This window comes from Mesorhizobium bavaricum (assembly GCF_056781655.1).
Map to the genome: position 1 here is coordinate 1,060,597 of NZ_CM165566.1, position 24,055 is coordinate 1,084,651.

Here is a 24,055-nt window from a genome sequence, read left to right on the forward strand (position 1 = left end):
CCTATAGGGGGACTTGCAGGCCATGACAAGCAAGCCGTTCTGTTAGCCGTCACGCGAATGCCGAGGTAGCCATGGAAAGCCAGACCATCGTCGAAGCCCTGCTGCTCGGCCTGCTGGAGGGGCTGACCGAGTTCATACCGGTTTCGTCGACCGGCCACATCCTGCTCGCCGGGCATTTCCTCGGCTTCCATTCGACAGGCAAGGCCTTCGAAATCCTGATCCAGCTCGGCGCGATCCTGGCGATTCTCAGCGTCTATTTCCGTCGGCTGTGGCAAATGCTGCTCGACCTGCCGCATGACCGGCTGACGCGGCACTTCGTCATCGGCATCCTCATCGCCTTCCTGCCAGCGGCCCTCATCGGCGCGCTGGCGCATGATTTCATCAAGACGGTGCTGTTCGAATCGCCAAGGCTGATCTGCATTATGCTGATCATCGGCGGCGTCGTGCTGCTGGCGGTGGACCGCATGAACCTCAAGCCGGTCTACCGCGACGTCGAGCGGTTCCCGACCCGGCTTTACCTGCAGATTGGGCTTTTCCAGTGCCTGTCGCTGATCCCCGGCACGTCTCGCTCGGGATCGACGATCGTCGGGGCGCTGCTTCTGGGCGTCGACAAACGCGCGGCGGCGGAATTCTCCTTCTTCCTCGCCATCCCGACAATGGTCGGTGCCTTCGCTTTCGACCTGTTCAAGAACCGCAACGTTCTGAGCAGCGCCGATCTGCCGATCATCGCCATCGGCTTCGTCGCCGCCTTCGTCACGGCGCTCATCGTCGTGCGCTTCCTGCTCGGTTACGTCTCGCGCAACGGCTACTCGCTGTTCGGTTGGTGGCGGCTGGTGGTTGGCGGCGTCGGGCTGGTGGCGCTAATGATTTGGGGGTGAGCTGTCGTCCGCGAAGCGGACTGAAAGCCAATTGCTTGGTTTTCCGAACGACGAACGCCCTGCGCCAGGCGAAGGGCGAGCAACGGTTCTCCCCTAATTCCTTCCATAAAACGCGTTCTCGATGTGCACCGGCCAGCGCCAGGGCAGCACCGCGACCATGTCGAAGCGCATTGACAGTTTGCCATAGTCGGACTGGCGCGACAGCCAGATGTCGGCAGCCGCTTCGATGCGACGCTCCGATTCATGGCCGATCGCCTCCATGGCCTCGATCAGCGTGCGGCGCGCCTTGACCTCGACGAACAGCACCAGGTCGCCGCGCCGGGCGATCAGATCGATCTCGCCGAAGCGGGTGCGATGACGGCGCGCGAGAATCCGGTAGCCCTTCAGCATCAGCGCTGCCGCCGCCAGCCATTCGCCGCGATGGCCGCGCCGATAGGCCTTCTGGCGACTGGCGCTGGGCCGCTCAGCCACCGTCGCCTTCCGCGATGGGGTCTTCGGCGGCATCCCTGAGCTCCAGCAGCCGCCGATAGAGCGCCTGTTTCTGGCCGCCGGTCATTTTCGCGGCTTCCGCCGCCGCCTTGGAGGCAGGCATTTCTGCGGCGAGCGACAACAACAGGCGGTCGATGTCGGCCGGCTCGTCGGCCTTGGCCTCGGCGGGGCCGATGCAGACGACGATCTCGCCCTTCGGCGTATCGGCCGCCGCATAGTGGTCGGCCAGCACCTGCAGCGTGCCGGTGCGCATCTCCTCGAAAGTCTTGGTCAATTCCCTGCCAATCGCAGCTTTGCGCTCGCCGCCAAGCGCTTCGACCATGGCGCCGAGGGACTCGGCCAGCCGGCGCGGCGATTCAAAGAAGATCAACGTCGCCGGCACGGCTTTCAACGCTTCCAGCCGCGTCAGCCGCTGCCCGGTCTTGACCGGCAGGAAGCCGGCGAACAGGAACGCATCGGAAGGCAGGCCGGACGCCGTCAGCGCCGCGAGTGGCGCCGACGGACCAGGGATCGGTACGACGCGAATGCCATGATCGATCGCCTCGCCGACCAGCCGGTAGCCAGGATCGGACACCAACGGCGTGCCGGCATCGGAAATCAGCGCCACGCTCTGTCCAGATTGAAGTGCCGCGATCAGTTTCGGCCCGGCCTCGCCGGCATTGTGCTCGTGATAGGCCGTGGTGCGGCGGCGAATGCCGTAACGGTCGAGCAGCACGCGTGAAACCCGCGTGTCCTCACAAGCGACGATGTCGGCGGCGGCCAGCGTTTCCAGCGCGCGCAGCGTGATGTCGGCGAGATTGCCGATCGGGGTCGCCACCAGGTAGAGCGCCGGCTCGAGCGGGCGGGCCGCGATCTCGGTCTGCCCGACCACATAGCTGCGCTTGGCTGTCTCGCCGGTCACTGATGCCTTCTCCGTTCAGCCCTGTTTGGCACGGCTCACGCCCGGTTGCAAAAGCGTGGATCGATGTGAGATTCCGCCATTCCTTTGCCACAGTGGGGAACGAAACCGGGTTCGGCAGATTTAGCTCCTGATTCCGGAGGAGGACAGGATGGACACCCTGACGATACAGGACGCTTTCGAGCCCTACTATGCCGGCCGCAAGCGCGTTGCCAAGCCTAGGGACAGGCGCCTGGCTGCCAAACCCGAGAGCACCCCGGGCCAAGAGCCTGCCGCGCGCACTTTACCCGCGAGCGTAGAACTTTCCGAAACCGACAGCACGACGGAGCACTGACCGGACGATGCCCAATCGCTTCGATATCTTCATCACCCGTCTTGAAACGAAAAACGCCCGCAACGGCGTACCGCTAGCCCCGATAGGCGACCAGCACCGCCCCCGCCGCGATAAGGGCGACGCCAAGCCAGTTCGCTCCGGAGAGTCGCTCGCCGAGAAAGATCGCGCCAAACACCGCCACAAGCACGACGCTTAGCTTGTCGATCGGCGCCACCTGCGCCGCATTGCCGATCTTCAGGGCGCGGAAGTAGCAAAGCCACGAGGCTCCGGTGGCCAGACCGGACAGGCCGAGGAAAAGCCAGGTCTTTCCAGAGATCGTAGCCGGTGATTGGAACTGGCCGCTGGCCAGCAGGATGGCACCGAGCACGACGAGGATTATCATCGTGCGGATGAAGGTGGCGAAATCCGAATTGATGTTTTCGATGCCGACCTTGGCGAAGATCGCCGTAAGCGCTGCGAAAGCCGCCGACAACAGTGCCCAGAATTGCCAGGAGGAAACGGTCAGGTTCATTCGGTGGCCTCGCGGATGACGTCTCAACCGAGATATCGCGAAACGCGTGTTTCCAGAAGGCGAATCAGAACCGGGTCCATGAATTCATAGTCGTCCGGTATGTCGAGGCAGATGACCCGGGCGTTCTTCAGGCTGGCCTTGAATTTCTTCTGCAGCTTGGCGCGGTGCGCCTTTTCCATGACGAAGATGATGTCGGCCCAGGCGACGAGTCCATGCGTCAACGGCGTGTCGGCATCGTGGTTGGTTCCGGCCGACGCGACCTCGACATCCCTGCGCTTGGAAAACACCTGCTCGGCGGTCGGGCTGCGCAAGCGGTTCTGGCTGCAGACGAAGAGGACGTTTTTCAAGGACCGAACATGATCTTGTCCGAAAACCGGGACCCACTTTTCGGGATCATGCTTCAGCGCGCCAGATCCGCCACCACGGCGTCGAGCACGATCATGCCGGTCGGCGTGGCGCGGAGCCGAGCGTTGCCGATCGGCGCCACCAGCCCCTCGCCCTGCAGCACCGATAGTCGCGCGCTCGACAGAGCGCGTCCGGAAAACGCCTCGTAGCGCGAGAGGTCGATGCCTTCGGCCAGCCGCAGGCCCATCAGCAGGAATTCGTCGGCCTCTTCCGAGCGCGTCAGGATCTCGCCGCCGGTGACGCCATGGCCCTTGGCCTCGACCAGATTGGCCCAGGTTTCCGGCATCCGTTCGGCGATCGTGACCGTGCGGCGCCCGTTTTCGACGAAGCGGCCATGCGCGCCCGGCCCGACGCCGACATATTCACCATAGCGCCAGTAGGTCAGATTGTGCCGGCTCTCGGCGCCCGGCCGGGCGTGGTTGGAAATCTCGTAGGCCGGTAGTCCGTGCGCCGATGTGATCTCCTGTGTCAGCGCATAGAGGTCGGCGGCGGCGTCGTTGTCGGGAATGATGAATTTCTTCGCCGCATGCAGGGCGTGGAAGGGCGTCCCCTCCTCGATGGTCAGCTGGTAGAGCGACAGATGATCGGCGGCATGGCTGATCGCCTGTTCGAGCTCGGCCTGCCAGGCGTCGGGCGTCTGGCCGGGCCGGGCATAGATCAGGTCGAAGGACAGGCGCGGAAAGATTTCTCGCGCCAGACCGATCGCATGAAGCGCTTCTTCGACATTGTGCAGCCGGCCGAGGAAACGCAAATCCCCATCGTTCAGTGCCTGCACGCCGAGCGACACGCGATTGACCCCTGCAGCCCGGTAGCCGCGAAAACGTTCGGCCTCGACTGAGGACGGATTGGCCTCCAGCGTCACCTCGATGCCATCAGGCACCGTCCAGTTCTTCGCCACGGCGTCCAAAACCCTGGCCACGGTTTCCGGCTTCATCAGCGACGGTGTGCCGCCGCCGAGAAAAATGCTGGTCACCTCACGCGGCCCGGTACGCTCGCGCATTGTCGCAAGCTCGGCCTCGAAAGCGGCGGCGAAGCGGTCCTGGTCGACCGGCTGGTGGCGGACGTGGCTGTTGAAGTCGCAATAGGGGCATTTGGCCGCGCAGAACGGCCAATGGACGTAGACGCCAAAGCCGGGCGCCCGGTCAAGCAGCATGCTCATACCGAGCCCGATCTGGCCAGATCCAATCGCGCCTGGGCGAATTTCTGGAATGCGCGGGCGCGGTGCGACAGCGCGGTCGGCTGGCCGGGTTTCCAGCCGTGCTTTTCCTCGGCGCTCATCTCGCCAAAGGTCTTGTCGAAGCCGTTGGGCAAAAACACCGGGTCGTAGCCGAAGCCGAGTTCGCCGCGCGGCGGCCAGACCAGCGTGCCTTCGGCCTCGCCGCGATAATATTCGGCGTCACCGTCGGGAAAGGCCAGGCAGATCACGGCGACAAAGCGCCCCGTGCGCTGTTCCGGCAAGGCGGCGCCGACTTCCTGCAGTGCCACTTCGGTGCGCTGCATGGCCATGCCGAAATCACGCGAACCGTCCGGGGTTTCGGCCCAGTTGGCGGTGTAGACGCCGGGCGCGCCGTCGAGCGCGTCGACGCACAGGCCGGAATCATCCGACAGCGCCGGCAGGCCGGTCGCCTGGGCAGCGGCGAGCGCCTTGATGTAGGCGTTCTCCTCGAAGGTGGTGCCGGTCTCGTCCGGTTCCGGCAGGCCATAGTCCTTGGCCGACTTCGCTTCGAAGCCGAACGGCCCCATCAGATCGGCGAATTCGCGCAGCTTGCCGGCATTGTGGCTGGCGACGACGATCTTTTTTCCGTCAAGCGAGTGAATGGTTGGCGAATGCATCATATGCCCCAGATTCGTGGCTCGGCGAATTCGATCGAATTGCCCGAGGGGTCGCGTATATAGATCGAACGGCCGCCCTGCGGCCATTCAAATTCGCTTTCGATGGCGATCTTCTTTGCTTCAAGATGCGCTTTCCACTCCGCGATCTCGTCGGCGCTGGCCGCAAAGCACAGATGACCCTCGCCGACCGCGCCATGCGGCGGCACTTTCAGTCTCGCGTCGGCTGCGGGCGGCACTTTCGTCGCCTCGGCGTTGAAGATGAGCAGCACGCCAGGCCCGCAGCGGAAAAAAAGATGCCTACCGTCGACCTTGCCGAGGAGGGGAAGTCCAAGCACGTCGGCGTAGAAGCTTTCGGCGGCTTGCAAGTCTGTAACGTAGAGAGCGGATTCCAGGATTGCGGGAGGCGTCACGAAGCGCTCCCCTTTGGCCTGCCGGCTTGCCTGGCCCGAGCCACCGGTCTCGGCCCGTCCTTCGGACCCCCCTCAAATGGGGAGATCGGCAGCTTCAGCGCCTCCGCACAAATCGCGCCGCCGACAGTTGGCGAAAGCCGATCTCCCCCCTGGAGGCGGAGATGGCCGGCAGGCCAAAGGGGGGCGCTCAAGCTCGGCATAAAAAACTAAGCCACCGCCATCTGCTGCAGGCTGACCAGGCGCTGGATGCCCTTCTTGGCCAGACCCATCAGGGCTGCGAACTGTTCTTCGGAGAAAGGCTCGCCCTCGGCGGTGCCCTGGATCTCGACGATGCCGCCCTTGCCGGTCATGACGAAATTGGCGTCGGTGCCGGCAGAGGAATCCTCGAGATAATCGAGGTCGATAACCGGCTGGCCGTCATGGATGCCGCAGGAGATCGCCGCGACATGATCCTTCAGCACCTTGGCGACGCTGGCCATCTGGCGGGCTTCCATCCAGCGCAGGCAATCATACAGCGCCACCCAGCCGCCGGTGATCGACGCGGTGCGGGTGCCGCCATCGGCCTGGATAACGTCACAGTCGACGGTGATCTGCTGTTCGCCCAGCGCCTGCAGGTCGACTACGGCGCGCAAGGAGCGGCCGATCAGCCGCTGGATTTCCAGCGTGCGGCCACCCTGCTTGCCGGCGGAGGCTTCGCGGCGCATGCGCTCGCCGGTCGAGCGCGGCAGCATGCCGTATTCCGCCGTGACCCAGCCTTTGCCGGAATTGCGCATCCAGCCCGGCACCTTCTCCTCGAGGCTGGCCGTGCACAGGACATGCGTGTCGCCGAACTTCACCAGGCATGAGCCTTCGGCGTGCTTGGAGACGCCGCGCTCGAAGGAGATGGCGCGCATTTCATCGAATTGGCGTTTGGAGGGGCGCATTCAGGCTCTTTCCCGTCATTTTTCGGATTCTTGGCCGGCTTGTAACCACATGGGGCGCGTGGCGCAAAGGAAAATGGCCGGATGATCTGACTCAGACAGCGGGTGATCTGACTCAGACACCGGTTGCGCGGGCCGTGGTGAAGTCTATATCCTTGGGCCGGAGGTTTTTGGCCGAATGACCAAGGCAGTCGCCGAACCCAGTCTGCTGTCGCCCGCGCTTCAGTCGCTCGACATGCGTTCGCGCGACATCTTCCGGCGCATCGTCGATTCCTACCTGAAGGACGGCGAACCGGTCGGCTCGCGCAGCCTGTCGCGCATCCTGCCGTCCTCACTATCGCCCGCCACCATCCGCAATGTGATGAGCGACCTCGAGCATCTCGGCCTGATCTATGCGCCGCACATCTCGGCCGGCCGGTTGCCGACGCAGGCCGGCCTGCGCTTCTTCGTCGATGCCTTCATGGAACTCGGCGACCTTTCCGACGAGGAGCGGCGCACCATCGAGGCGCAGGTCCGGGCGTCCGGCTCAGGCGCGACACTGGAGCATATGCTGACCGAGGCCAGCCAGATGCTGTCGGGCATGTCGCGCGGCGCCGGCCTGGTGCTGGCCGCCAAGAACGAGGTGGCGCTGAAGCATATCGAATTCATCCAGCTCGAGCCGACCAAGGCGCTGGCGGTGCTGGTGTCGCAGAATGGCGACGTCGAAAACCGCGTCGTCGAGTTGCCGGCCGGCATCACCGTTTCGCAATTGCACGAAGCCTCGAACTTCCTCAACGCCCATATTCGCGGCCGCACGCTGGCCGAGGCGCGGATCGAGATTGCCCGCATCAAGGAAGAGACCAGGGCCGCGCTCGACACGCTGTCGCAGGACCTGGTCGAAAAAGGGCTGGCGGTGTGGGCGGGCGCCGACAGCGGCCTGCCGGCGCGGCTCATCGTGCGCGGCCGCGCCAATCTGCTCGAAAACGTTACCGCCCAGGCCGACATCGAATTGTTGCGCCACCTGTTCGAGGACATGGAGACGCAGGACGGGTTGATCCAGCTGCTCGACCTGGCCGAACAGGGATCGGGCGTGCGCATCTTCATCGGTTCGGAAAACAAGCTGTTTTCGCTGTCGGGCTCGTCGCTGGTGGTCGCGCCCTATCGCGACAAGGATGCCCGCGTCGTCGGTGCGCTCGGCGTCATCGGCCCGACCCGGCTCAACTATGCCCGTATCGTGCCGATGGTCGACTATACGGCGCAGCTGATTTCCCGCATGCTGCGTTGAGCTGGGTAACCGAGGAGACGACGATGGCGCTCGAAGAATTCAAGGCCCGGATCAGCCTGTTGCTGGAAGAGATGATCAACCAGCCGGAAGACCAGCACGAAATCCACGAGCAGTTGCGCGAAAAACTGCGGGAAATGCGCGCCATGGGCCTGCCGCTGCCGGCCGATCTCGTCGAACTGGAAAAACGCCTCGACGACGATTTTTACGCCGCCGGCAACTGAGGCTGGCAACCTCCGTTTCACTTGAACTCATCGTGTGCCACGGAACGATCGACGAAACTGCCCGTTTGTTCTCTTCGCAACCGGTCTCTGTGGCCGGAATTGGAGAACAGAATGATCCGATCGGCCGGGCTGGCTATTCCCGCGGCACTGTTTCTCACCGCCATAACATTCGCCCAGCAGGCGGAGCAGCCGGTGCTGAGAGGCGCGGCCGCCTTCGGCGACTGGCGCGCCGACAGGCCGGGGGTGCGCCGCCTGATCAGGCCGGAGGACCTGCCAAGGCCTTACGTCAGCAAATCCACCTCGAACAGCGCCGGCCTGGTCGAAAGGCCAGCTGACGCGAAGCCGAAGCTGCCGCCGGGCTTTTCGGCCGAGCTGATCGCGTCGGGTATCAACAATCCGCGCGTCGTGCGCATCGCGCCGAACGGCGATCTCTTCGTCGCCGACAGCCAAGCCAACCAGATCCGCGTCTATCGTCTCGCCGAGGGCAGCGCGAAGCTGGCGAAGGACGGCATCTTTGCTGGCGATCTCAACCAGCCCTACGGCATCGCCTTCTATCCGCCGGGCAATGATCCGCAATGGGTCTACGTCGCCAACAGCGACGGCATCGTGCGCTTTGCCTACCGCGATGGCGACCTGAAGGCCGCCGGTGATCCGGAAACCATCGTCGATAGCATCCCTGCCAGTCATCATTGGACCCGCGACATCGTTTTCTCGCCGGACGGCAAGACGCTTTACCTGTCGGTCGGCTCGGGTTCGAATGTCGCGCAGGACATGACAAGGGAGCCGGATGGCGGCCTCGACGCCTGGGCGAAGTCGAAGCCGCTGGGTGCCGCCTGGGGGTCTGAAGACGGCCGCGCCGATGTGCTGGCCTTCGACCCCGACGGCAAGAATGGCCGCATCGTCGCCACCGGCCTGCGCAACTGTTCGGGCATGACCGTTCAGCCGGCGACCGGCGCGCTGTGGTGCGTCGTCAACGAGCGCGATGCGCTCGGCGACAATGTGCCGACCGAATATGCGACCGCGGTCAAGGACGGCGCCTTCTATGGCTGGCCCTGGTATTATATCGGCAACAACGAGGATCCGCGCCACAAGGGCGAACGCCCCGACCTTGCCGGCAAGGCGACCATTCCCGATGTGCTGATGCAGGCGCATTCGGCGCCGCTCAACATCGCCTTCTACGACGGAAAAAACTTGCCCGCCGGTTCCGGCTTTCCGGCCGAATACAAAGGCGACGCCTTCGTCGCCTTGCACGGTTCATGGAACCGCGGCAACAGGACCGGCTACAAGGTGGTGAGGTTGCTGTTCAAGGACGGCAAGCCGACCGGCGAGTATGAGGATTTCATCACCGGTTTCGTCGTCTCCAACGGCGAGGTGTGGGGACGGCCTGTCGGCGTGGCGGTGGCCGGGGATGGCGCGCTGATCGTGACCGAAGATGGCAACGGCACAATCTGGCGCGTCACCTATGGCGGCCGCTCCTGATGCGCCTGGGCGCATGTCGGCTTGGTGCAATCGAATCCGGCTCCAGGGAATTCACGCCTGGTTGACCTTGTGTCATAAGGCGCCGTCATAATGCATGTCGCGCAAAAGTACGCAGCGGTTTTGGGACAACGAGATGCATAAAGACCAAGACTTTTGACGCGCAAGGCCGCAACCATGACCCTTACCGGCTTCCTCGCCTACAGTGCCGCTCTCGGCATCGCCGCCGCCATTCCCGGCCCCGGCGTCACCGCGCTCGTCGCGCGGGCGCTCGGCTCCGGATTCCGCTCGTCGCTGGCGATGTCCTTTGGCCTGATGCTTGGCGATCTCACCTATCTGACCGCCGTGGTGCTTGGCCTTGCCTTCGTCGCGCAGACCTTCGGCATGGTTTTCCTGGCCATCAAATGGCTCGGTGTCGCCTACCTCGCCTTCCTTGGCTGGCGCTTCTGGACCAGCGGCATCACGCCCGAGACGGTCGAGGCGAAGAAGGGCAAGGGCGGGCTGGTTTCAAGCTTCATCGCCGGCCTCGCCGTCACGCTCGGCAATCCGAAGACGATGATCTTCTACCTGGCGATCACACCGACCATCGTCGACCTGAAGACGATCACGCTGGCCGATTACGGCATTCTCGTCGCACTGACGGTTGTCGTGCTCCTCGTGGTTCTGGTGCCCTATCTGGCGCTGGCGGCCAAGGCGCGCTGGTTCCTGAAGTCGCCGCGCGCGCTCAAGGCGTTGAACCGTACCGCCGCCGGCTTCATGGTCGGCGCCGCGGCGGCGATTGCCGCCCGCCAGTAGGCCGCTTTCGGCCAAAACATTCCAGGGGCAGGCTTTTCCGGGAAATGCTTTTCCGGGAGCCTGATGTTTTAGACACGGGCCCCACTCGATATTTTCGACCGACAGGCTATCTTGCGCGACCGAAGGCCCTATCTTGCCGGCTGCAATGCCATGTGCCTGAAATTCTCACTTGCCTGAAGTCCTGGGAGCGAAACCAATGAACAAGCCCGTCACCCCTGCCCGCGTGCCCGGTCGCGGCCGCGTCTACAATTCCATCACAGACACGATCGGCGACACGCCGCTGGTGCGGCTCGACAAGTTCGCCAAGGAAAAGGGCATCGTGGCCAATCTCATCGCCAAGCTCGAATTCTTCAATCCGATCGCCTCGGTCAAGGACCGTATCGGCGTGGCGATGATCGAGGCGCTGGAGGCCTCCGGCAAGATTTCTCCCGGCAAGACGACGCTGATCGAACCGACGTCTGGCAACACCGGCATCGCGCTTGCCTTCGCCGCCGCCGCCAAGGGCTACAAGCTGATCCTGACCATGCCGGAAACGATGTCGATCGAGCGCAGGAAAATGCTGGCGCTGCTCGGTGCCGAACTGGTGCTGACCGAGGGCCCGAAAGGCATGAAGGGCGCCATCGCCAAGGCCGACGAACTGGCCGCGACGATCCCCAACGCGATCATCCCGCAGCAGTTCGAGAACCCGGCCAACCCGGAAATCCATCGCACGACGACGGCCGAGGAAATCTGGAACGATACGCATGGCGAGGTCGATATCTTCGTCGCCGGCATCGGCACCGGCGGCACCATCACCGGCGTCGGCCAGGTGCTGAAGACGCGCAAGCCCTCGGTGCATGTCGTCGCCGTCGAGCCGGAATCCTCGCCGGTGTTGTCGGGTGGCCAGCCCGGCCCGCACAAGATCCAGGGCATTGGCGCCGGCTTTGCGCCAAAAATCCTCGACACCACGATCTATGACGAGATCGTCAAGGTCTCGAACGAGGATTCGGTCGCCAATGCCCGCCTCGTCGCCCGCCTCGAAGGCGTGCCGGTGGGCATCTCGTCGGGCGCGGCCCTGCAGGCGGCAATCGTCGTCGGCTCGCGGCCGGAGAACAAGGGCAAGAACCTTGTCGTGGTCATCCCGTCCTTCGCCGAACGCTACTTGTCGACAATCCTATTTGAGGGGCTGGGGGCGTAGGGAACCGATTGGGCGCGATCCTTCGCGCCCTCTCTCTCTCTCTCTCTCTCTCTCCTGCCGGCATCAAAAGTTCTGCATCGGCGTTTCCGCCTGGCCCGCCGAAAAACCGGCCGTGGCCGACGCCACCGGCTTGAGCAGGACCCTGCTTCCGGTTCATATCGCCCTCGACCTGCTTTGCGCGGGCCGGGGGGAGGATTTCATGTACAAGCTTTACACCCGTGCGGGCAGCGGCGGCTTCGTCGTCGAGGCGGCGCTGGCGCTGGCGAACGCGCCATTCGAGCAGATCGACGTGCCGAAGGCGGACCGGCCCGATCCGGCGTTCCTCGACATCAGTCCGTTGAACCAGGTTCCGGTGCTGACCTTGCCGGACGGCCGCTCGATGACCGAATCAGCGGCGATCTGCATCCTGCTTGCCGAGCGGCACCCCAATGCCGGCCTGGCGCCGGCAGTCGACGCGCCGGCCCGCGTCGACTTCCTGCGCTGGATGGCCTTCATGTCGTCGGTGCTCTATCCAGCGATCCTGCGGCTGTACTACGCCCATCGCTACACGACCGATGCCGACGGCACGAAGGCGGTCAAGCAGGCAGCCATTGCCGAGATGGATCGCGGCTTCGCCGTTCTCGATACCGCTCTTGAGGGCCGTGACTGGCTGGTCGGCGACCGGATGTCACTGGCCGACATCTATCTCGTCATGCTGGTGGCCTGGCATCCCGACGCCGACAGGGCGCGAGCGGCCTGGCCGAACGTTGAACGTCTGTGGGCCGGGCTGCGCGAACATCCGCTGATGCAGACGCTCAACCTGTCGCACGAGATGTGGCCAGCCTGAGCGGATTGCCGGCGGCGAAGTTCCATCCTTCGACGCCTAATTCCTGAGCGCTGCCCGTTTTCCTTGCAGGAAGCGGCGCACCGCCGGGTCGCGTTCCAGGCCAATCGCCCGATCATAGGCCTCCACCGCTTTCCCGATTGTGCCCAGCCTGGCCAGCAGCCCCGCACGGGCTGCCCAATAAGGCTGATAATCATCAAGCCGCTTGTCGTCGCCCAGCACGTAAAGGGCCGCCAGTCCCGCCGCGGCGCCCTCGGCCTCGGCGATCGCCACGGCTCGGTTGATCGCCACCACCGGGGAGCCGGCGATGACCGACAGCGCATCGTAGAAGCCTCGGATCGCGCCCCAGTCGGTCAGGCCGGTCAGCCGCCGCGCCGCATGGACGGACTGCACCGCCGCCTCTAACTGGTAGCGGCCGATGACGCCCATGGTGGCGGCGCGGCGGAGCAGGGATTCCGCTTCGTCGACCAAATCGTGATCCCAAAGCGCGCAATCCTGCTCGGCCAGCGGCACATAATCTCCGGCCCCGTCACGGCGCGCCGGGCGGCGCGCCTCGGCAAACAGCATCAGCGCCAGCAGGCCGAGCGCCTCCGGCTCATCGGGCATCAGCGAGGCCACCAGCCGGCCAAGCCAGATGCCCTCGGTCGCCAGGTTGCGGCGCTGCGTTTCGGTGCCTGCCGGATCGGACCAGCCTTCGGCGAAGGCGGCGTAGATCGCCTCCAGCACCGCATCCAGCCGCTCGCCGAGTTCGGCCCGTTCCGGCACGCGGAACGGAATGCCGGTTTCCCGGATGCGGGCCTTGGCACGTACCAGACGCTGTCCCATCGTTGCCGGCGATACCAGGAAGGCAGAGGCGATCGTCGAGGCATCGAAGCCCAGGATGGTCTGCAGGATAAGCGGCGCCCGCACACTCGATTCAATCGCCGGATGCGCGCAGGCGAACATCAGCCGCAGCCGTTCGTCGGGCAGGTCCTCATCGGTCATGCGCGCCTCCATCTCCTGCGCGATCAGCTTGAGATGCTCGCGGCCGGCTTCGCTGGTCAGCCGCCGCCGCACCGCATCGACACGCCGCCGCCGTGCCACCGCCAGCAGCCAGGCTTCCGGCTTTTCGGGCACGCCGGTTCGCGGCCAGCGCTCGAGTGCCGCGGCAAAGGCGTCGGCCAGCGCATCCTCGGCGGCGGCCACGTCACGCGTGCGCGCCGCGAGCCAGGCAACCAGCTTGCCATAGCTCTGCCGGGCGGCGGCCTCGGCGGCCGCCCGGGCCGTGTCTGCGCTCACAGCCGTCACGCAGTGTATTCTGGCATGTATTCTGCCATCGGCCAGATCGGCCGCACTTCCATGGTGCCGGTGCTGGCACCGGGACAGCGCGCCGCCCACGAGATCGCCGCGTCCATGTCGGCCGCCTCGATCAAATAGTAGCCGCCGAGTTGCTCCTTGGTATCGGCATAAGGGCCATCAATCACATTGGTCTTGCCACCGGCCACGCGTACGGTGGTTGCTATCTTTGTCGGTTTCAATCGCTCACCGGCCAGGAACACGCCGGCCTTCTTCATCGCTTCGGTATAGGCGCCATAGGCGGCGCTCATCTGAACGGCCGCCTCCTTGGGCGCGGCTGCCATTCCGGCTTCGTTCGAATAGATAAGAAGCAGATACTGCATGGTCATCTCCCGTGGTTACAGGGCCGCGTCGTTGCGAGCCGGACGTATGTCGCGCGGCATTGCCCGATTTCGACAGGCGCCAGAAAAAACTTTTCGCCCCTGGCCGGCCATTGTGCAAGGAGATGCGCCGACTGCGCTAGCCGGCGGCTGCGGACACGGCCCGGCTGGAGCCATCCGAATCCACCGGTTCCAGCCAGCCGCGATAGCGCACGATCAGCCCAGTGAGCGGATGCGAAATCTCGACATGAAAGCGGAAGCGTCCATCCTTCACAGTCTCAAACGATGTCGAACGCGGACAGAGCCACATCGGCAATGGCAGCCCGAGGATGCTCCAGCGGCGCAGGACCAGCGACAGTTTTCCGTCCTCGGTCACCAGCGCCATGGCAAAGGTCAGCGGGCCAAATCGCTCGCACAGCAGCCGCTGCGAACGGCCACGGCCAGCAAACTGGCGGCTGGAAAAGCGGTGCGTGCCGAATGTCCGCGTCCAGGTCTCGCCATCCTTGTCGACGTCGAAACGGACCTGCACCGGAATATCGGCGCTCGCCTTGGGAAATCTGACCAGCGATGCCATTAGCCGGCCAAGGATATTGTTCCCGCGCTCGACACTGGCGCGGCCCTCGGCCATGCTCGCGCGGTCATGCATGGAGCGGATTTCCTTGGGGATGCCCTGCCAGACCTCGCCGAGCAAGGCGGCATAGAGCGGTTTATCGGCACTGGCGGCGCTGTCGTCGCGAAAGCCGGTGTAGATCGTCCTGCCGGCAAACAGGGCTTCGTAGTCCTCAAATTCGAGATCGCGTACCGCCGCCCGAGCGCCGGCCGCGGGCGCATGACCGTCCAGCGCTTTGCGAACCAAGGCCTCGACCGCCATCGACGGGATCAGCGGCCCGTCGTCGCCTTCGGCCAGGAGATGCCATGAGCGTTTGACCGGCGCGCCGGACTGGTCTGCCCCCTCCACCGCGACGAACATGCCGCCGCGATGCTCGCCCCAGCGCAGCCGGTTGGTCGCCCAATGCATCAGCGGAGCCATTGGCGACAGCGAGCGAAGCAGCCGCAGACGCACCAGCCAGGCAAGTCCGATCAGGGCGCGATGCAGGATCTCGGGAACCGGACCGGCGCCCATCCAGATGGTTTTCGCCTGCGGCCAGAGTTCCGCCAAAGCCCGCAGGTCCGGCACGTCGACGAGCGAGAACAGCGTATCGTTGAGCGGCACGCGGCCGGGCGGCGCGATCGTATAGCGCATCTGTTCGGTGAGCGGATGGCCTTGCGCCTTGCCGCCGTCGCGCACCAGTGCGACCGGCTGGCCGGCGTAGCCTGCAATGGCGCGAATGACATTTTCGCCGACGCCGGCATAGGGCGACGGCGCGATGCCGCCACGGATGGCGTCGACCCGTGTCATTTCGGATGCCAGCCGGCGCACCACCGCCGCCGTCAGCACAGGAAAGCTGGAAACACCTGACAGCACGAACAACCCGGCCTGCTTCGCGGCCGCGTCGAAAGCCGGCACGCCGGCGACGAAATCAGACCCGTCGGCAAGATCGAGATAGTTGACGCCTTGCCCGATGCAGGCCTCGATCAGGCGATAGCGCCCCTCGCCATAGGCCTGGAACGGACCGCTGGCATCGACCAGCGTATCGGGGCGCATCGACGCCAGTTGTGCGGCCAGCTCACCATCCCTGTCGAACACCGCCGGCACCAGTCGCGCTGCGACAGCGCCACGCCTGCCGCACCACGCCTCGGCCCTGGCCAAGGATCGTCCGGCGACGATCACGGTCAGGCGCGGTTCGTTCTCCAGCAATTGGACGATGCGGCCGCCAAAAATGCCGTAGCCGCCGACAACGAGAAGCTTCATCCGCCGTTCCCCCAAGCGCCTCTTTGTTTCGATGCGCGACGTTGTCTCAAAACCGGGGCCACTTTTGAGCGACAAGCATTAGTCGATCAGCCGTCCCCGCAGCTCCGCCGAAGGAATGTCACAGCTCTCCTTCCGGCCGAACAAGGCATAGCGGTTTTTGGCGATGCGGTTGTAAAGCCAGTCGCGAAGCGGGCGCGGCAGCAGCAACAGCAGCTTGGCCGCCCGCCATGGCCAGCCGAGCTCCGCCATGACGGCAACGAAGCTGTCGAGCTGCGTGAAGGCGGCGCCGTCGACCAGGACGAGATTGGTTTCGTAGGAGTTCGTACGCAGCCCGTGCTTTTTGAACAGCGCCTCGCCAAACGGCGACTGCGCGGTGGCGAAACGGAAGCGGCTTTTGCGGTCGACCCTGACAACCATGCGCACGAAGCCGGAGCACAGCACGCAGACGCCGTCGAAAACGATCAGCGGGTGGCGTGCTTCGAGGTTCAGAGGGATGGCTTGACTTGGGTCGACTTGGATGGAGCCGACTTGAATGGCGAAGGTCGGTCACGCGGGCCTCGGCTGCTTGTGCCCTGAGACACTAAGCCAGCCAGAGGCGGCATCAAAGCCGTGGCGATGTCGCACGCCGTCTGTCGGCGAAAACCGAACGCTCGGCGCGATAGGTGGTGGCGCGGGATTCTGCGGCCGGCCTGCAGATCCGGCTATCGTGGCGGCTCTCGAAGGTCATGGTCAGCGCGCGCCCAGCGAATTGCCGCGACGGGCGCTAGCCGGACCGGGGCCGCGCATGTAGTAGCGCTCCGGCCGATAGGTCGGCGAAACGAATTCGCGGATGGCGGCGGCATAGCCGATGAGGTGCGTGAGGAAGTTCATTTTACCTGTCCCTGTCCCGATTTTCGGATGTCCCTTCCGAATTGCGGTCATCATAGCGTCGAGGCGTGAATAGTCGGTGAACACGATGTTAATATCTGGTCGAAAAGGCCTTGGTTCGTGGCCGGAATGCGGCTGATTCGGGGTCTTTGCGTGTAGTCCGTCAACATTTCTGCCAATGTGACTTTTGCATCACATATGTTTCGTTTGGATGTCGCCCGCGCGCGGTTCTGTTTCAATTTCTGCCGCGCCCAGGAAATTTCCATGCTGGCCGCCACAAAGCCCCAGGCGAACCTGGTCCTCCCAATCAGCGTGCTGGCGCGGAACTGGAGCGGCGTCTGTCCGTTCTCACCCTCATCGGGTTGTTGAAGGGAAAAAAATCATGGCGCCGCGTCCGGCCTGGAAGGGCTATCTGAAGCTGTCGCTGGTCACCTGTGCCGTCGAATTGACCAACGTCGTCAGCCACGCCGAGAAGGTCTCGTTCCGGGTGCTGAACCGCAAGACCGGCAACACGGTGAAGCGCATCTATGTCGATGCGGAAAGCGGCAAGCCGTTGCGCGATGGCGACGAGATCAAGGGCTATGAAGTCAACGACGGCGATTTCCTTCAAATCGAGGAAGACGAGATCGAGGCGATGCAGATCGAGTCCTCGCACACGTTGAGCCTCGAAGGTTTTGTCGACAAAACCTCGATCCAGCAGATCTATCTCGACACGCCCTATTATGTGGCGCCGGCCGACAAGATGTCGGAAGAGGCTTTCGCTGTCATCCGCGACGCCATGGCGGACAAGAAGATGGCGGGGCTGGCCCGCATCGTGCTCTACAGCCGCGAACACCCGGTGGTCATCGAACCGCGCGGCAAGGGCATGGTGCTAACGACACTGCGCTACGACGACACGGTGCGCGAGGCGGCTACTGTCTTCGGCGACATCGAGGAGGTGAAGAGCGATCACGAAATGACCGATCTGGCCGAGCGGATCATCGACAAGAAGAGGGCCAAGTTCGATCCATCGCAATTCGAAGACAAATACGAGAATGCGCTGCTGGAGCTGATCCGCGCCCGGAAGGCCGGCAAGAAGGCGCCGAAGGCCAAGGCAGTGCCCAGGCCGTCCAATGTCGTCAACCTGTTCGACGCGTTGAAGAAGAGCCTGTCGTCGGATGCCGGCTCGTCGAAGGCTTCCACGTCGGCGAAAGCCAAGCCGGCGGCCAAGCGCGCCAAGCCGAGAGCCGCTGCTGCCAAGCACAAATCGGCCTGAGGACACTGTAGAGATGGCCAGCCTCGAACAGTACCACTCCAAGCGCGATTTCAAGAAGACCGCCGAGCCGGCAGGCAAGGTCGCGCGCGGCGAGAACGCCAAGGCGGGCGGTATCTTCGTCATCCACAAGCACGCGGCGACCCGGCTGCATTACGACCTTCGCCTCGAGCATGACGGCGTGCTGTGGAGCTGGGCGGTGACGCGCGGCCCGAGCCTCGACCCGCATGAGAAACGGCTGGCCGTTCATGTCGAGGACCATCCGATCGACTATGCGCCGTTCGAGGGCACCATTCCCAAGGGCGAATATGGCGGCGGCTCGGTCATCGTCTGGGACGAGGGCACCTGGACGCCCGAAATCGACCCGGCCAAAGCGATGAAGAAGGGCCACATCAGCTTCGAGCTCAAGGGCCACAAGCTGCATGGGCTCTGGCATCTGGTACGGTTGAAGCCGCGCGCCGGCGAAAAACGCGACAACTGGCTGCTGATCAAGTCGGACGATGCCGCCGCGCGCCCAGGCGAGGATATTCTCAAGGACGCGCCGGAATCGGTGAAGTCGGGCCTGACGATCGAGGAGGTCGGCGAGGGCAAGACTGCCAAGGGCAAGAAACCAAAGGTCTGGCATTCCAACAAGCCGGCCGCCGGCAACGCGAAAGCCGGCGGCCGGCTCGACTTTGTCGAGCCGCAGCTCGCGACGCTGGAGCGGGAGGCACCGCCGGGCAAGGACTGGCTGCACGAAGTGAAGTTCGACGGCTATCGCATGCAGGCCCAGATTGCCGGCACCGAGGTGCGGCTGCTCACCCGTACCGGCCTCGACTGGACGCAAAAATTCGGCAGGGCGATCGTCGCGGAACTCGCCGGACTGAAATGCAGCGACGCCATCATCGACGGCGAGATCGTCGTGCTCGCCGACAGCGGTGTTTCCTCCTTCGCGCTGCTGCAGGCCGATCTGTCGGCGAAACGAACGGATCGCTTCGTCTACTATGCCTTCGACCTGATGCGGCTCGATGGGAAGGATTTGGGCCGCGAACCGCTGGTCGAGCGCAAGCAGGCCTTGCAGGACCTGCTTGGCAGGCAGCCGGAGAATGCGGCGGTCCGTTTCTCCGACCATTTCGCCGAGCCCGGCAAGATCATGTTGGAGCACGCCTGCCGCATGGGGCTGGAAGGCGTCGTCTCCAAGCGCGCCGATGCGCCCTATCGCAGCGGGCGTGGTCCTTCGTGGGTGAAATCGAAATGCACGGCGCGGCAGGAGTTCGTCATCGGCGGCTTTCTGCCGTCGGACAAGACCGGGCGTGGCTTGCGTTCGCTGCTGGTCGGCTATCACGAGGGCGGCAAGCTTCACTATGCCGGCCGCGTCGGCACCGGCTTCTCCACCAAAGGCGCCATCGACCTCAAGACAAAACTCGATGCGCTGAAGGTGGAGGATTCGCCGTTCGATGCGGCCGTGCCGAAGGGCAAGGGCCTGGTCTGGGTGAAGCCCGAACTGGTCGGCGAAGTGGAGTTCCGCAGCTGGACATCCGACCGTATGATACGCCATGCCTCGTTCCAGGGATTGCGCGAGGACAAGCCGGCGGAGGAAGTCGTGCAGGAAAAGCCCAAGGCATCGACAGGCAAGGCATCGACAGACAAGAACCCGGCCAAAACGAAGCCGGCGGCAAGCGGCGCCACCTATCCTGCCGGAGCAATGACGACCACGGTTAAACTCTCTCATCCCGACAAGCTGCTGTGGCCCGAGGAAAAGATCTCCAAGCAGGGCTTGCTCGATCACTACGCCTTGGTGTGGCCGCGGATGGAGCAATTTATCGTCAACCGGCCGCTCAGCCTGGTGCGCGCGCCGGACGGCGTCGGCGGCCCGCGCTTCTTCCAGAAACATGCCTCGGCCGGCATGAGCGACAAGATCGCCCGAATGAAGGACCCGACGGACGGCGAGGAGATCCTGTTCATCCGCGATTTCGACGGCGTTGCAGCACTGGTTCAGTATGGCGTGGTCGAGATCCACATCTGGGGCTGCACGATCGATGAGCTGGAGAGGCCAGACCAGATCATCTTCGATCTCGACCCCGATGAAGGCGTCGACGTGAAGGCGGTGCGCGAGGCGGCGCTCGATATCAGGGGCAAGCTCAACGAGCTGTCGTTGCCGAACTTCGTCAAGACATCGGGCGGCAAGGGTTTTCATGTCGTCGTGCCGCTGAAACCATCGGCGGACTGGGAAGCGGTGAAGACCTTCACCCATGATTTCGCCAAGGCGCTCGAACAGGCCTCCCCCGACCGCTACACGGCGACGCTGTCGAAGAAGGCGCGCACCGGAAAGATCTTCGTCGACTATCTACGCAATGGCCGGGGCTCGACGACCGTCGCGCCCTATTCGTCGCGCGCCAAGAAGGGCGCCACCGTGTCGATGCCGGTGACCTGGGACGAGATCGAGGCCGGGCTGGCGCCGAATGCCTTTCCAATCGGCGACAAGACGACGTCGAAGCGGCTGGCGGAGGCCGATCCGTGGGCGGATTTCTTCAAGCAGGGGAAGGTGTTGAAGCGCGGTTAGTTTCTTCCGCATACGCGCAAGCGTGGCGATCCTTCGCCCCGGCATCTCAGCCCAGAAACACCTTCTCGAAAGCCTGCTTGCCCGGCGGCGAGAAAATGACCGCGCGGCTGTCTTTCTCGCGGCGCGCCCATTTTTCGGCGAGGATCTTGTCGAGGATGGCGGCACCCAGCGTGCCGGCGAGGTGCGAGCGGCGCACGCTCCAATCAAGACAGGCGCGACAGACCGGCCGACGCGGCTTGGCATCGACGTCGATGCCTATTGCCGCGAAATGCGATGCCGCCGATTGGCCGAGCCTGATCTCCTTATCGTCGCGCAAGAGTATGTCTTTCTCGACCAGACGATCAAGCATCGCCACGGCCTGCTCGCCGGCAAGGTGGTCGTAGCACACCCTTGCCACGCGCATGGCTCCATCGCGCGGACCCGGTCGTACGCGCTTTGGGCCAACGGCTTCCGCGACACCGGTGATGGCTTCGATCATGCCCGCCACCTGCGGACCGGCGAGGCCGTAATAGCGATGCCGGCCCTGGCTCGCCAGCGTCAGCAGCCCGCCCTCCATCAGTTTGGACAGATGCGAGCTGGCGGTCGGCAGCGACACGCCGGCCTCGAGCGCCAGTTCGCTCGCCGTCAGTGCCGTGCCGCCCATCAGCGCGTTGAGCATGTTTGCGCGCGCCGGATCGCCGACCAGGCTGGCGATGCGGGCAATATCGGGTCCTTCACGCATAGTTCGTTCCTCATCGAAGCATTCTTGTCAGATAACCACTATTCTCCAACCAGATCAAGGAGACGACGATGACCGCACGAACCGCTATCACCTCCGCGCCCCTCCCCAGCCGCCAATGGTTCCCGTTCGTCACCTGGTTCCGTTCGCGGCTGCTGGCCCGCTGGTATGATCGCCGCCTGCAGCGCCTCGACCTTGCCGAGATCGACGATCATTTGCTGCGCGACCTTGGCCTGACGCCACAGGACGTGCGCCGCGAATGCGCGAAACCCTTCTGGCAGGCATGACCCGCGAGGGAATTGCCTAGCACACCGACCCTGGGGATGCTTCGACCCCGCTCGAAATGTCGCCGCAAGACGAAATCAACCCGCCAAGGAGACGACCATGACCATCACCTGCTTCATCCGTTACGAGATCGACCCGTTCGGCAAAGCCGCCTTCGAGGAGTATGCCCGCAACTGGGGCCAGGCCATTCCGCGCTGCGGCGCCGATCTGATCGGCTATTTCGCGCCTCATGAGGGCTCGGCGACGACTGCCTATGCCGCCTACAACATCGAGAGCCTGGCGGCCTACGAGGCCTACCGCGCGCGCCTTGCCGCCGACCCAGCCGGCAAGGCAAACTACGAGTTCGCCCGCCGCGAAAAGTTCATCCATAGGGAGGATCGCATGTTCCTGAAACTGGCCTCCGGCCCGCACGCGAAACTGGTGCTGCCGTGATCGCCGTCATCTTCGAAGTCGAGCCAGCGGCCGGCAAACGCGACGCCTATCTCGGCATCGCCGCCGACTTGCGGCCGCTGCTCGACGGCATTGACGGATTTCTCTCCATCGAGCGCTTCCAGAGCCTGGTCGACCCGAACCGGATCCTGTCGCTGTCGTTCTGGCGCGACGAGGAAGCGGTCAAGGCCTGGCGCAACACCGAGGAGCACCGGCAGGCGCAGAAAGCCGGTCGTGGCGGTATCTTTGCCGGCTACCGTCTGCGCATCGCCCATGTCGTGCGCGATTATGGGCTGACGGCGAGGGCCGAGGCGCCCGAGGATAGCCGGGCGGTGAATGGGTGACTGCCCTTCCTTCTCAAGCTAAGCATTCCCGATCAGCACACCCGCCGCGAACACCAGGGCGCCGCCTAGCACCACCTGGAAGGCGGCGCGCAGGAAGGGCGTCTGCATGTAGCGGTTCTGGACGAAGGCGATGGCCCACAATTCGAAGAACACCACCACGGCGGCAACGACAGTCGCCGTCCAGAACTGCGGGATGAGATAGGGCAGCGCGTGGCCCAGCCCGCCCAGCGTCGTCATGATGCCGACGGTCAGGCCGCGCTTGACCGGTGAGCCGCGGCCCGACAGCTTGCCGTCGTCGGACGCGACTTCGGTGAAGCCCATCGAAATACCGGCGCCAATCGAGGCGGCAAGGCCGACCAGGAGTGTCTGCCAGGTGTCATGCGTGGCAAACGCGGCGGCGAAGATCGGCGCCAGCGTCGACACTGATCCATCCATCAATCCGGCCAGTCCCGGCTGCACATAGGTGAGGATGAACTGGCGCTGCTCGGCAACGGCCTCCTCGTCCTTCACTTCGCCCGGCACGTGCTTTTGCTCCAGGCGCTGCGCCAGGGTCTCATGGCCCTGCTCGGCCACTGCCAGGTCGTCGAGCAGTTTCCGGGTCGAGGCGTCGGTGGTGCGCTTGGCCGCTTCGACATAGAACAGAAAGGCGCGTCGCTCCATCGCCTCGGCCTGGCTGCGCACATGCTCGATGCCGAGCGGTCTCACCAGCCAGTCGGGCTTGCGCTCGAAGTAACCTTTCACATGCTCGCGCCGGATCAGCGGAATGCGCTCGCCGAAACGCTTGCGGAAAAGCTCGATCAGCGCGTCGCGATGGCCATCTTCTTCCTCGGCCATCTCCTCGAACACTTTTGCCGATTGCGGAAAGTTTTCCGCCAGCCCGTCGGCGTAGGCCCGGTAGATACGCCCGTCATCTTCCTCGGACGAAATGGCCAACGCCAGGATCTCCTGTTCGGAGAGCGATTCGAAGGGGCGGCGGCCGAAGCCGAAAACACGGGAAAGCATGAGGAATTCACCCTAGTTTAGAATTATTCTAAACTAGGGTTTGACATGCCCAAGGTCAATTGCGCGCTTGGGTAGCGGTCAAGAATTGTTGAAGCCAGTGCACGAGGCTCACCTCTTCATTATCAGGTAATGTTCGCCTATATGTGGGACCGAGCTAAAAAAGGGAATCCGCAGATGACGGCAAAGCAGCCTCCGCACCACTATGACCCAAAGCCCGTTCTCGATCTCATCGCCAGCATCGAGGCTGACCTGCAGCGCCTGAAAGGCCTGGTCGAGCAGCAGGTGGAGAAATTCGATCCTGCCAATCCGCACAACAAGGCCCCGGACGGCAAGCTGACCGAAGAGGGCGTCGAATGCTGCTACCGCATGTTCGACGACGGCAAGTCGCGCTACTCGGTCGCCCAGCAGATGAAGATCTCCTTCGCCGCCGCCACGCATCGCTTCAACACCTGGCGCAAACTGGGTGGGACAAAGCGGCAGCGGGCACTGTTGGGGTGAGCGGTGGTTGGCCGTTTGGCGAAGCCGCCGGCGACAGTCCCTCTCCCCGTCTCTTATTCGGAGAGAGGATGCCGGCAGGCAGGCTAGGGGCAGCGCAAACGCCGGTCATGACTTCCCAAACTTTGTAACGGTCACATTTTTTCGTTGGTGTCGCGCGGCCCTTTCCGTGCACCATGA

Annotated in this window: 28 protein-coding genes; 13 read left to right on the forward strand and 15 right to left on the reverse strand. The window is 64.1% G+C overall.

Features of this window, described 5'->3' with window-relative positions; all coding sequences use genetic code 11:
• Positions 1-71: 71 nt before the first annotated feature.
• The gene (locus AC1RZR_RS05030; RefSeq protein ID WP_477268669.1) at positions 72-878 is read left to right on the forward strand and encodes an undecaprenyl-diphosphate phosphatase; all 807 of its coding nucleotides are present in this window, start codon (positions 72-74) and stop codon (positions 876-878) included.
• A 93-nt stretch (positions 879-971) separates the two neighbouring features.
• Here AC1RZR_RS05030 and AC1RZR_RS05035 read toward each other — a convergent pair whose 3' ends face one another.
• The 8 genes from AC1RZR_RS05035 to rph form a co-directional block, all read right to left on the reverse strand.
• On the reverse strand, positions 972-1,349 hold the full coding sequence (locus AC1RZR_RS05035; protein WP_477268671.1) for a YraN family protein: 378 nt from the start codon (positions 1,347-1,349) through the stop codon (positions 972-974).
• Positions 1,342-2,268 carry a 16S rRNA (cytidine(1402)-2'-O)-methyltransferase gene (gene rsmI / locus AC1RZR_RS05040; protein WP_477268673.1) on the reverse strand — a complete coding sequence of 309 codons (927 nt, stop codon included), beginning with the start codon at positions 2,266-2,268 and terminating at the stop codon, positions 1,342-1,344. Before rsmI ends, AC1RZR_RS05035 begins: the two co-directional genes overlap by 8 nt.
• Before the next feature lie 404 nt (positions 2,269-2,672).
• Complete coding sequence (locus AC1RZR_RS05045; protein ID WP_477268674.1) at positions 2,673-3,110, reverse strand: EamA family transporter; 438 nt, start codon at positions 3,108-3,110, stop codon at positions 2,673-2,675.
• A gap of 23 nt (positions 3,111-3,133) precedes the next feature.
• On the reverse strand, positions 3,134-3,457 hold the full coding sequence (locus AC1RZR_RS05050; RefSeq protein WP_477268675.1) for a low molecular weight protein tyrosine phosphatase family protein: 324 nt from the start codon (positions 3,455-3,457) through the stop codon (positions 3,134-3,136).
• Between the two features lie 53 nt (positions 3,458-3,510).
• Positions 3,511-4,674, reverse strand: coding sequence for a radical SAM family heme chaperone HemW (gene hemW / locus AC1RZR_RS05055; RefSeq protein WP_477268676.1), 1,164 nt, complete (start codon positions 4,672-4,674; stop codon positions 3,511-3,513).
• Entirely contained in the window at positions 4,671-5,333 is a 663-nt protein-coding gene (gene rdgB, locus AC1RZR_RS05060) for an RdgB/HAM1 family non-canonical purine NTP pyrophosphatase (RefSeq protein ID WP_477269810.1), read from the reverse strand. The genes hemW and rdgB overlap by 4 nt, the downstream gene beginning before the upstream one ends.
• 14 nt (positions 5,334-5,347) lie before the next feature.
• Positions 5,348-5,758 carry a VOC family protein gene (locus AC1RZR_RS05065; RefSeq protein WP_477268677.1) on the reverse strand — a complete coding sequence of 137 codons (411 nt, stop codon included), beginning with the start codon at positions 5,756-5,758 and terminating at the stop codon, positions 5,348-5,350.
• 206 nt (positions 5,759-5,964) lie between these two features.
• Entirely contained in the window at positions 5,965-6,681 is a 717-nt protein-coding gene (gene rph / locus AC1RZR_RS05070; RefSeq protein WP_379019093.1) for a ribonuclease PH, read from the reverse strand.
• Positions 6,682-6,856: 175 nt separating this feature from the next.
• Between rph and hrcA the strand changes: the two genes are divergently transcribed.
• From hrcA to AC1RZR_RS05100, 6 genes are all read left to right on the forward strand, one after another.
• Positions 6,857-7,942, forward strand: a complete 1,086-nt coding sequence (hrcA, locus tag AC1RZR_RS05075) for a heat-inducible transcriptional repressor HrcA (protein WP_379094052.1) — start codon at positions 6,857-6,859, stop codon at positions 7,940-7,942.
• A gap of 23 nt (positions 7,943-7,965) precedes the next feature.
• Positions 7,966-8,163 (forward strand): hypothetical protein, encoded by a 198-nt coding sequence (locus AC1RZR_RS05080; RefSeq protein ID WP_379094055.1) that lies wholly within the window; start codon positions 7,966-7,968, stop codon positions 8,161-8,163.
• Positions 8,164-8,274: 111 nt separating this feature from the next.
• Complete coding sequence (locus AC1RZR_RS05085) at positions 8,275-9,642, forward strand: PQQ-dependent sugar dehydrogenase (RefSeq protein ID WP_477268678.1); 1,368 nt, start codon at positions 8,275-8,277, stop codon at positions 9,640-9,642.
• Between the two features lie 174 nt (positions 9,643-9,816).
• On the forward strand, positions 9,817-10,434 hold the full coding sequence (locus AC1RZR_RS05090) for a LysE family translocator (RefSeq protein ID WP_481827838.1): 618 nt from the start codon (positions 9,817-9,819) through the stop codon (positions 10,432-10,434).
• 196 nt (positions 10,435-10,630) lie between these two features.
• Positions 10,631-11,611, forward strand: coding sequence for a cysteine synthase A (cysK, locus tag AC1RZR_RS05095; RefSeq protein ID WP_481827839.1), 981 nt, complete (start codon positions 10,631-10,633; stop codon positions 11,609-11,611).
• A gap of 199 nt (positions 11,612-11,810) precedes the next feature.
• Positions 11,811-12,437 carry a glutathione S-transferase family protein gene (locus AC1RZR_RS05100; RefSeq protein WP_481827840.1) on the forward strand — a complete coding sequence of 209 codons (627 nt, stop codon included), beginning with the start codon at positions 11,811-11,813 and terminating at the stop codon, positions 12,435-12,437.
• A 36-nt stretch (positions 12,438-12,473) separates the two neighbouring features.
• Here the strand turns inward: AC1RZR_RS05100 and AC1RZR_RS05105 are convergent, their stop codons facing one another.
• The 5 genes from AC1RZR_RS05105 to AC1RZR_RS05125 form a co-directional block, all read right to left on the reverse strand.
• Positions 12,474-13,721, reverse strand: coding sequence for an RNA polymerase sigma factor (locus AC1RZR_RS05105; protein WP_481827841.1), 1,248 nt, complete (start codon positions 13,719-13,721; stop codon positions 12,474-12,476).
• Positions 13,718-14,092, reverse strand: a complete 375-nt coding sequence (locus AC1RZR_RS05110; RefSeq protein ID WP_477268681.1) for a YciI family protein — start codon at positions 14,090-14,092, stop codon at positions 13,718-13,720. The genes AC1RZR_RS05105 and AC1RZR_RS05110 overlap by 4 nt, the downstream gene beginning before the upstream one ends.
• 136 nt (positions 14,093-14,228) lie before the next feature.
• Positions 14,229-15,941, reverse strand: a complete 1,713-nt coding sequence (locus AC1RZR_RS05115) for a saccharopine dehydrogenase family protein (protein ID WP_481827842.1) — start codon at positions 15,939-15,941, stop codon at positions 14,229-14,231.
• A gap of 78 nt (positions 15,942-16,019) precedes the next feature.
• Positions 16,020-16,358: a thiol-disulfide oxidoreductase DCC family protein gene (locus tag AC1RZR_RS05120; RefSeq protein WP_481827843.1), complete on the reverse strand. Its 339-nt coding sequence runs from the start codon at positions 16,356-16,358 to the stop codon at positions 16,020-16,022.
• Positions 16,359-16,670: 312 nt separating this feature from the next.
• Positions 16,671-16,811, reverse strand: coding sequence for a hypothetical protein (locus AC1RZR_RS05125; RefSeq protein ID WP_379094091.1), 141 nt, complete (start codon positions 16,809-16,811; stop codon positions 16,671-16,673).
• A gap of 379 nt (positions 16,812-17,190) precedes the next feature.
• Between AC1RZR_RS05125 and ku the strand changes: the two genes are divergently transcribed.
• A complete protein-coding gene (ku, locus tag AC1RZR_RS05130) occupies positions 17,191-18,063 on the forward strand; it encodes a non-homologous end joining protein Ku (RefSeq protein WP_481827844.1) in 873 nt (290 codons plus the stop codon).
• A gap of 13 nt (positions 18,064-18,076) precedes the next feature.
• Positions 18,077-20,602, forward strand: a complete 2,526-nt coding sequence (gene ligD / locus AC1RZR_RS05135; RefSeq protein WP_481827845.1) for a DNA ligase D — start codon at positions 18,077-18,079, stop codon at positions 20,600-20,602.
• A 46-nt stretch (positions 20,603-20,648) separates the two neighbouring features.
• Here the strand turns inward: ligD and AC1RZR_RS05140 are convergent, their stop codons facing one another.
• Positions 20,649-21,323 (reverse strand): ArsR/SmtB family transcription factor, encoded by a 675-nt coding sequence (locus tag AC1RZR_RS05140; protein ID WP_477268687.1) that lies wholly within the window; start codon positions 21,321-21,323, stop codon positions 20,649-20,651.
• A gap of 68 nt (positions 21,324-21,391) precedes the next feature.
• Here AC1RZR_RS05140 and AC1RZR_RS05145 point away from each other — a divergent pair, with 68 nt between their 5' ends.
• From AC1RZR_RS05145 to AC1RZR_RS05155, 3 genes are all read left to right on the forward strand, one after another.
• A complete protein-coding gene (locus AC1RZR_RS05145) occupies positions 21,392-21,607 on the forward strand; it encodes a DUF1127 domain-containing protein (RefSeq protein WP_481827846.1) in 216 nt (71 codons plus the stop codon).
• A 97-nt stretch (positions 21,608-21,704) separates the two neighbouring features.
• Positions 21,705-22,037 carry an NIPSNAP family protein gene (locus tag AC1RZR_RS05150; protein WP_379094105.1) on the forward strand — a complete coding sequence of 111 codons (333 nt, stop codon included), beginning with the start codon at positions 21,705-21,707 and terminating at the stop codon, positions 22,035-22,037.
• On the forward strand, positions 22,034-22,378 hold the full coding sequence (locus tag AC1RZR_RS05155; protein WP_481827847.1) for an antibiotic biosynthesis monooxygenase family protein: 345 nt from the start codon (positions 22,034-22,036) through the stop codon (positions 22,376-22,378). Before AC1RZR_RS05150 ends, AC1RZR_RS05155 begins: the two co-directional genes overlap by 4 nt.
• A gap of 18 nt (positions 22,379-22,396) precedes the next feature.
• Here the strand turns inward: AC1RZR_RS05155 and mbfA are convergent, their stop codons facing one another.
• Positions 22,397-23,380: an iron exporter MbfA gene (mbfA, locus tag AC1RZR_RS05160; RefSeq protein ID WP_481827848.1), complete on the reverse strand. Its 984-nt coding sequence runs from the start codon at positions 23,378-23,380 to the stop codon at positions 22,397-22,399.
• A 174-nt stretch (positions 23,381-23,554) separates the two neighbouring features.
• On the opposite strand from mbfA, the gene AC1RZR_RS05165 reads away from it, so the two are divergent.
• Positions 23,555-23,878, forward strand: a complete 324-nt coding sequence (locus AC1RZR_RS05165; RefSeq protein ID WP_477268691.1) for a hypothetical protein — start codon at positions 23,555-23,557, stop codon at positions 23,876-23,878.
• The last annotated feature ends 177 nt before the right edge of the window (positions 23,879-24,055 follow it).

What these genes read in the sequence shown, in the direction of transcription:
- hemW (WP_477268676.1), bottom strand. Translation starts at nt 4,674, where the DNA reads ATGAGCATGCTGCTTGACCGGGCGCCCGGCTTTGGCGTCTACGTCCAT.
- AC1RZR_RS05140 (WP_477268687.1), bottom strand. Translation starts at nt 21,323, where the DNA reads ATGCGTGAAGGACCCGATATTGCCCGCATCGCCAGCCTGGTCGGCGAT.
- cysK (WP_481827839.1), top strand. Translation starts at nt 10,631, where the DNA reads ATGAACAAGCCCGTCACCCCTGCCCGCGTGCCCGGTCGCGGCCGCGTC.
- AC1RZR_RS05045 (WP_477268674.1), bottom strand. Translation starts at nt 3,110, where the DNA reads ATGAACCTGACCGTTTCCTCCTGGCAATTCTGGGCACTGTTGTCGGCG.
- AC1RZR_RS05150 (WP_379094105.1), top strand. Translation starts at nt 21,705, where the DNA reads ATGACCATCACCTGCTTCATCCGTTACGAGATCGACCCGTTCGGCAAA.
- AC1RZR_RS05085 (WP_477268678.1), top strand. Translation starts at nt 8,275, where the DNA reads ATGATCCGATCGGCCGGGCTGGCTATTCCCGCGGCACTGTTTCTCACC.
- AC1RZR_RS05080 (WP_379094055.1), top strand. Translation starts at nt 7,966, where the DNA reads ATGGCGCTCGAAGAATTCAAGGCCCGGATCAGCCTGTTGCTGGAAGAG.
- AC1RZR_RS05120 (WP_481827843.1), bottom strand. Translation starts at nt 16,358, where the DNA reads ATGGTTGTCAGGGTCGACCGCAAAAGCCGCTTCCGTTTCGCCACCGCG.
- ligD (WP_481827845.1), top strand. Translation starts at nt 18,077, where the DNA reads ATGGCCAGCCTCGAACAGTACCACTCCAAGCGCGATTTCAAGAAGACC.
- AC1RZR_RS05090 (WP_481827838.1), top strand. Translation starts at nt 9,817, where the DNA reads ATGACCCTTACCGGCTTCCTCGCCTACAGTGCCGCTCTCGGCATCGCC.
- hrcA (WP_379094052.1), top strand. Translation starts at nt 6,857, where the DNA reads ATGACCAAGGCAGTCGCCGAACCCAGTCTGCTGTCGCCCGCGCTTCAG.
- ku (WP_481827844.1), top strand. Translation starts at nt 17,191, where the DNA reads ATGGCGCCGCGTCCGGCCTGGAAGGGCTATCTGAAGCTGTCGCTGGTC.
- AC1RZR_RS05100 (WP_481827840.1), top strand. Translation starts at nt 11,811, where the DNA reads ATGTACAAGCTTTACACCCGTGCGGGCAGCGGCGGCTTCGTCGTCGAG.
- AC1RZR_RS05115 (WP_481827842.1), bottom strand. Translation starts at nt 15,941, where the DNA reads ATGAAGCTTCTCGTTGTCGGCGGCTACGGCATTTTTGGCGGCCGCATC.
- AC1RZR_RS05125 (WP_379094091.1), bottom strand. Translation starts at nt 16,811, where the DNA reads ATGAACTTCCTCACGCACCTCATCGGCTATGCCGCCGCCATCCGCGAA.
- mbfA (WP_481827848.1), bottom strand. Translation starts at nt 23,380, where the DNA reads ATGCTTTCCCGTGTTTTCGGCTTCGGCCGCCGCCCCTTCGAATCGCTC.
- AC1RZR_RS05145 (WP_481827846.1), top strand. Translation starts at nt 21,392, where the DNA reads ATGACCGCACGAACCGCTATCACCTCCGCGCCCCTCCCCAGCCGCCAA.
- AC1RZR_RS05030 (WP_477268669.1), top strand. Translation starts at nt 72, where the DNA reads ATGGAAAGCCAGACCATCGTCGAAGCCCTGCTGCTCGGCCTGCTGGAG.
- AC1RZR_RS05165 (WP_477268691.1), top strand. Translation starts at nt 23,555, where the DNA reads ATGACGGCAAAGCAGCCTCCGCACCACTATGACCCAAAGCCCGTTCTC.
- rph (WP_379019093.1), bottom strand. Translation starts at nt 6,681, where the DNA reads ATGCGCCCCTCCAAACGCCAATTCGATGAAATGCGCGCCATCTCCTTC.
- AC1RZR_RS05110 (WP_477268681.1), bottom strand. Translation starts at nt 14,092, where the DNA reads ATGCAGTATCTGCTTCTTATCTATTCGAACGAAGCCGGAATGGCAGCC.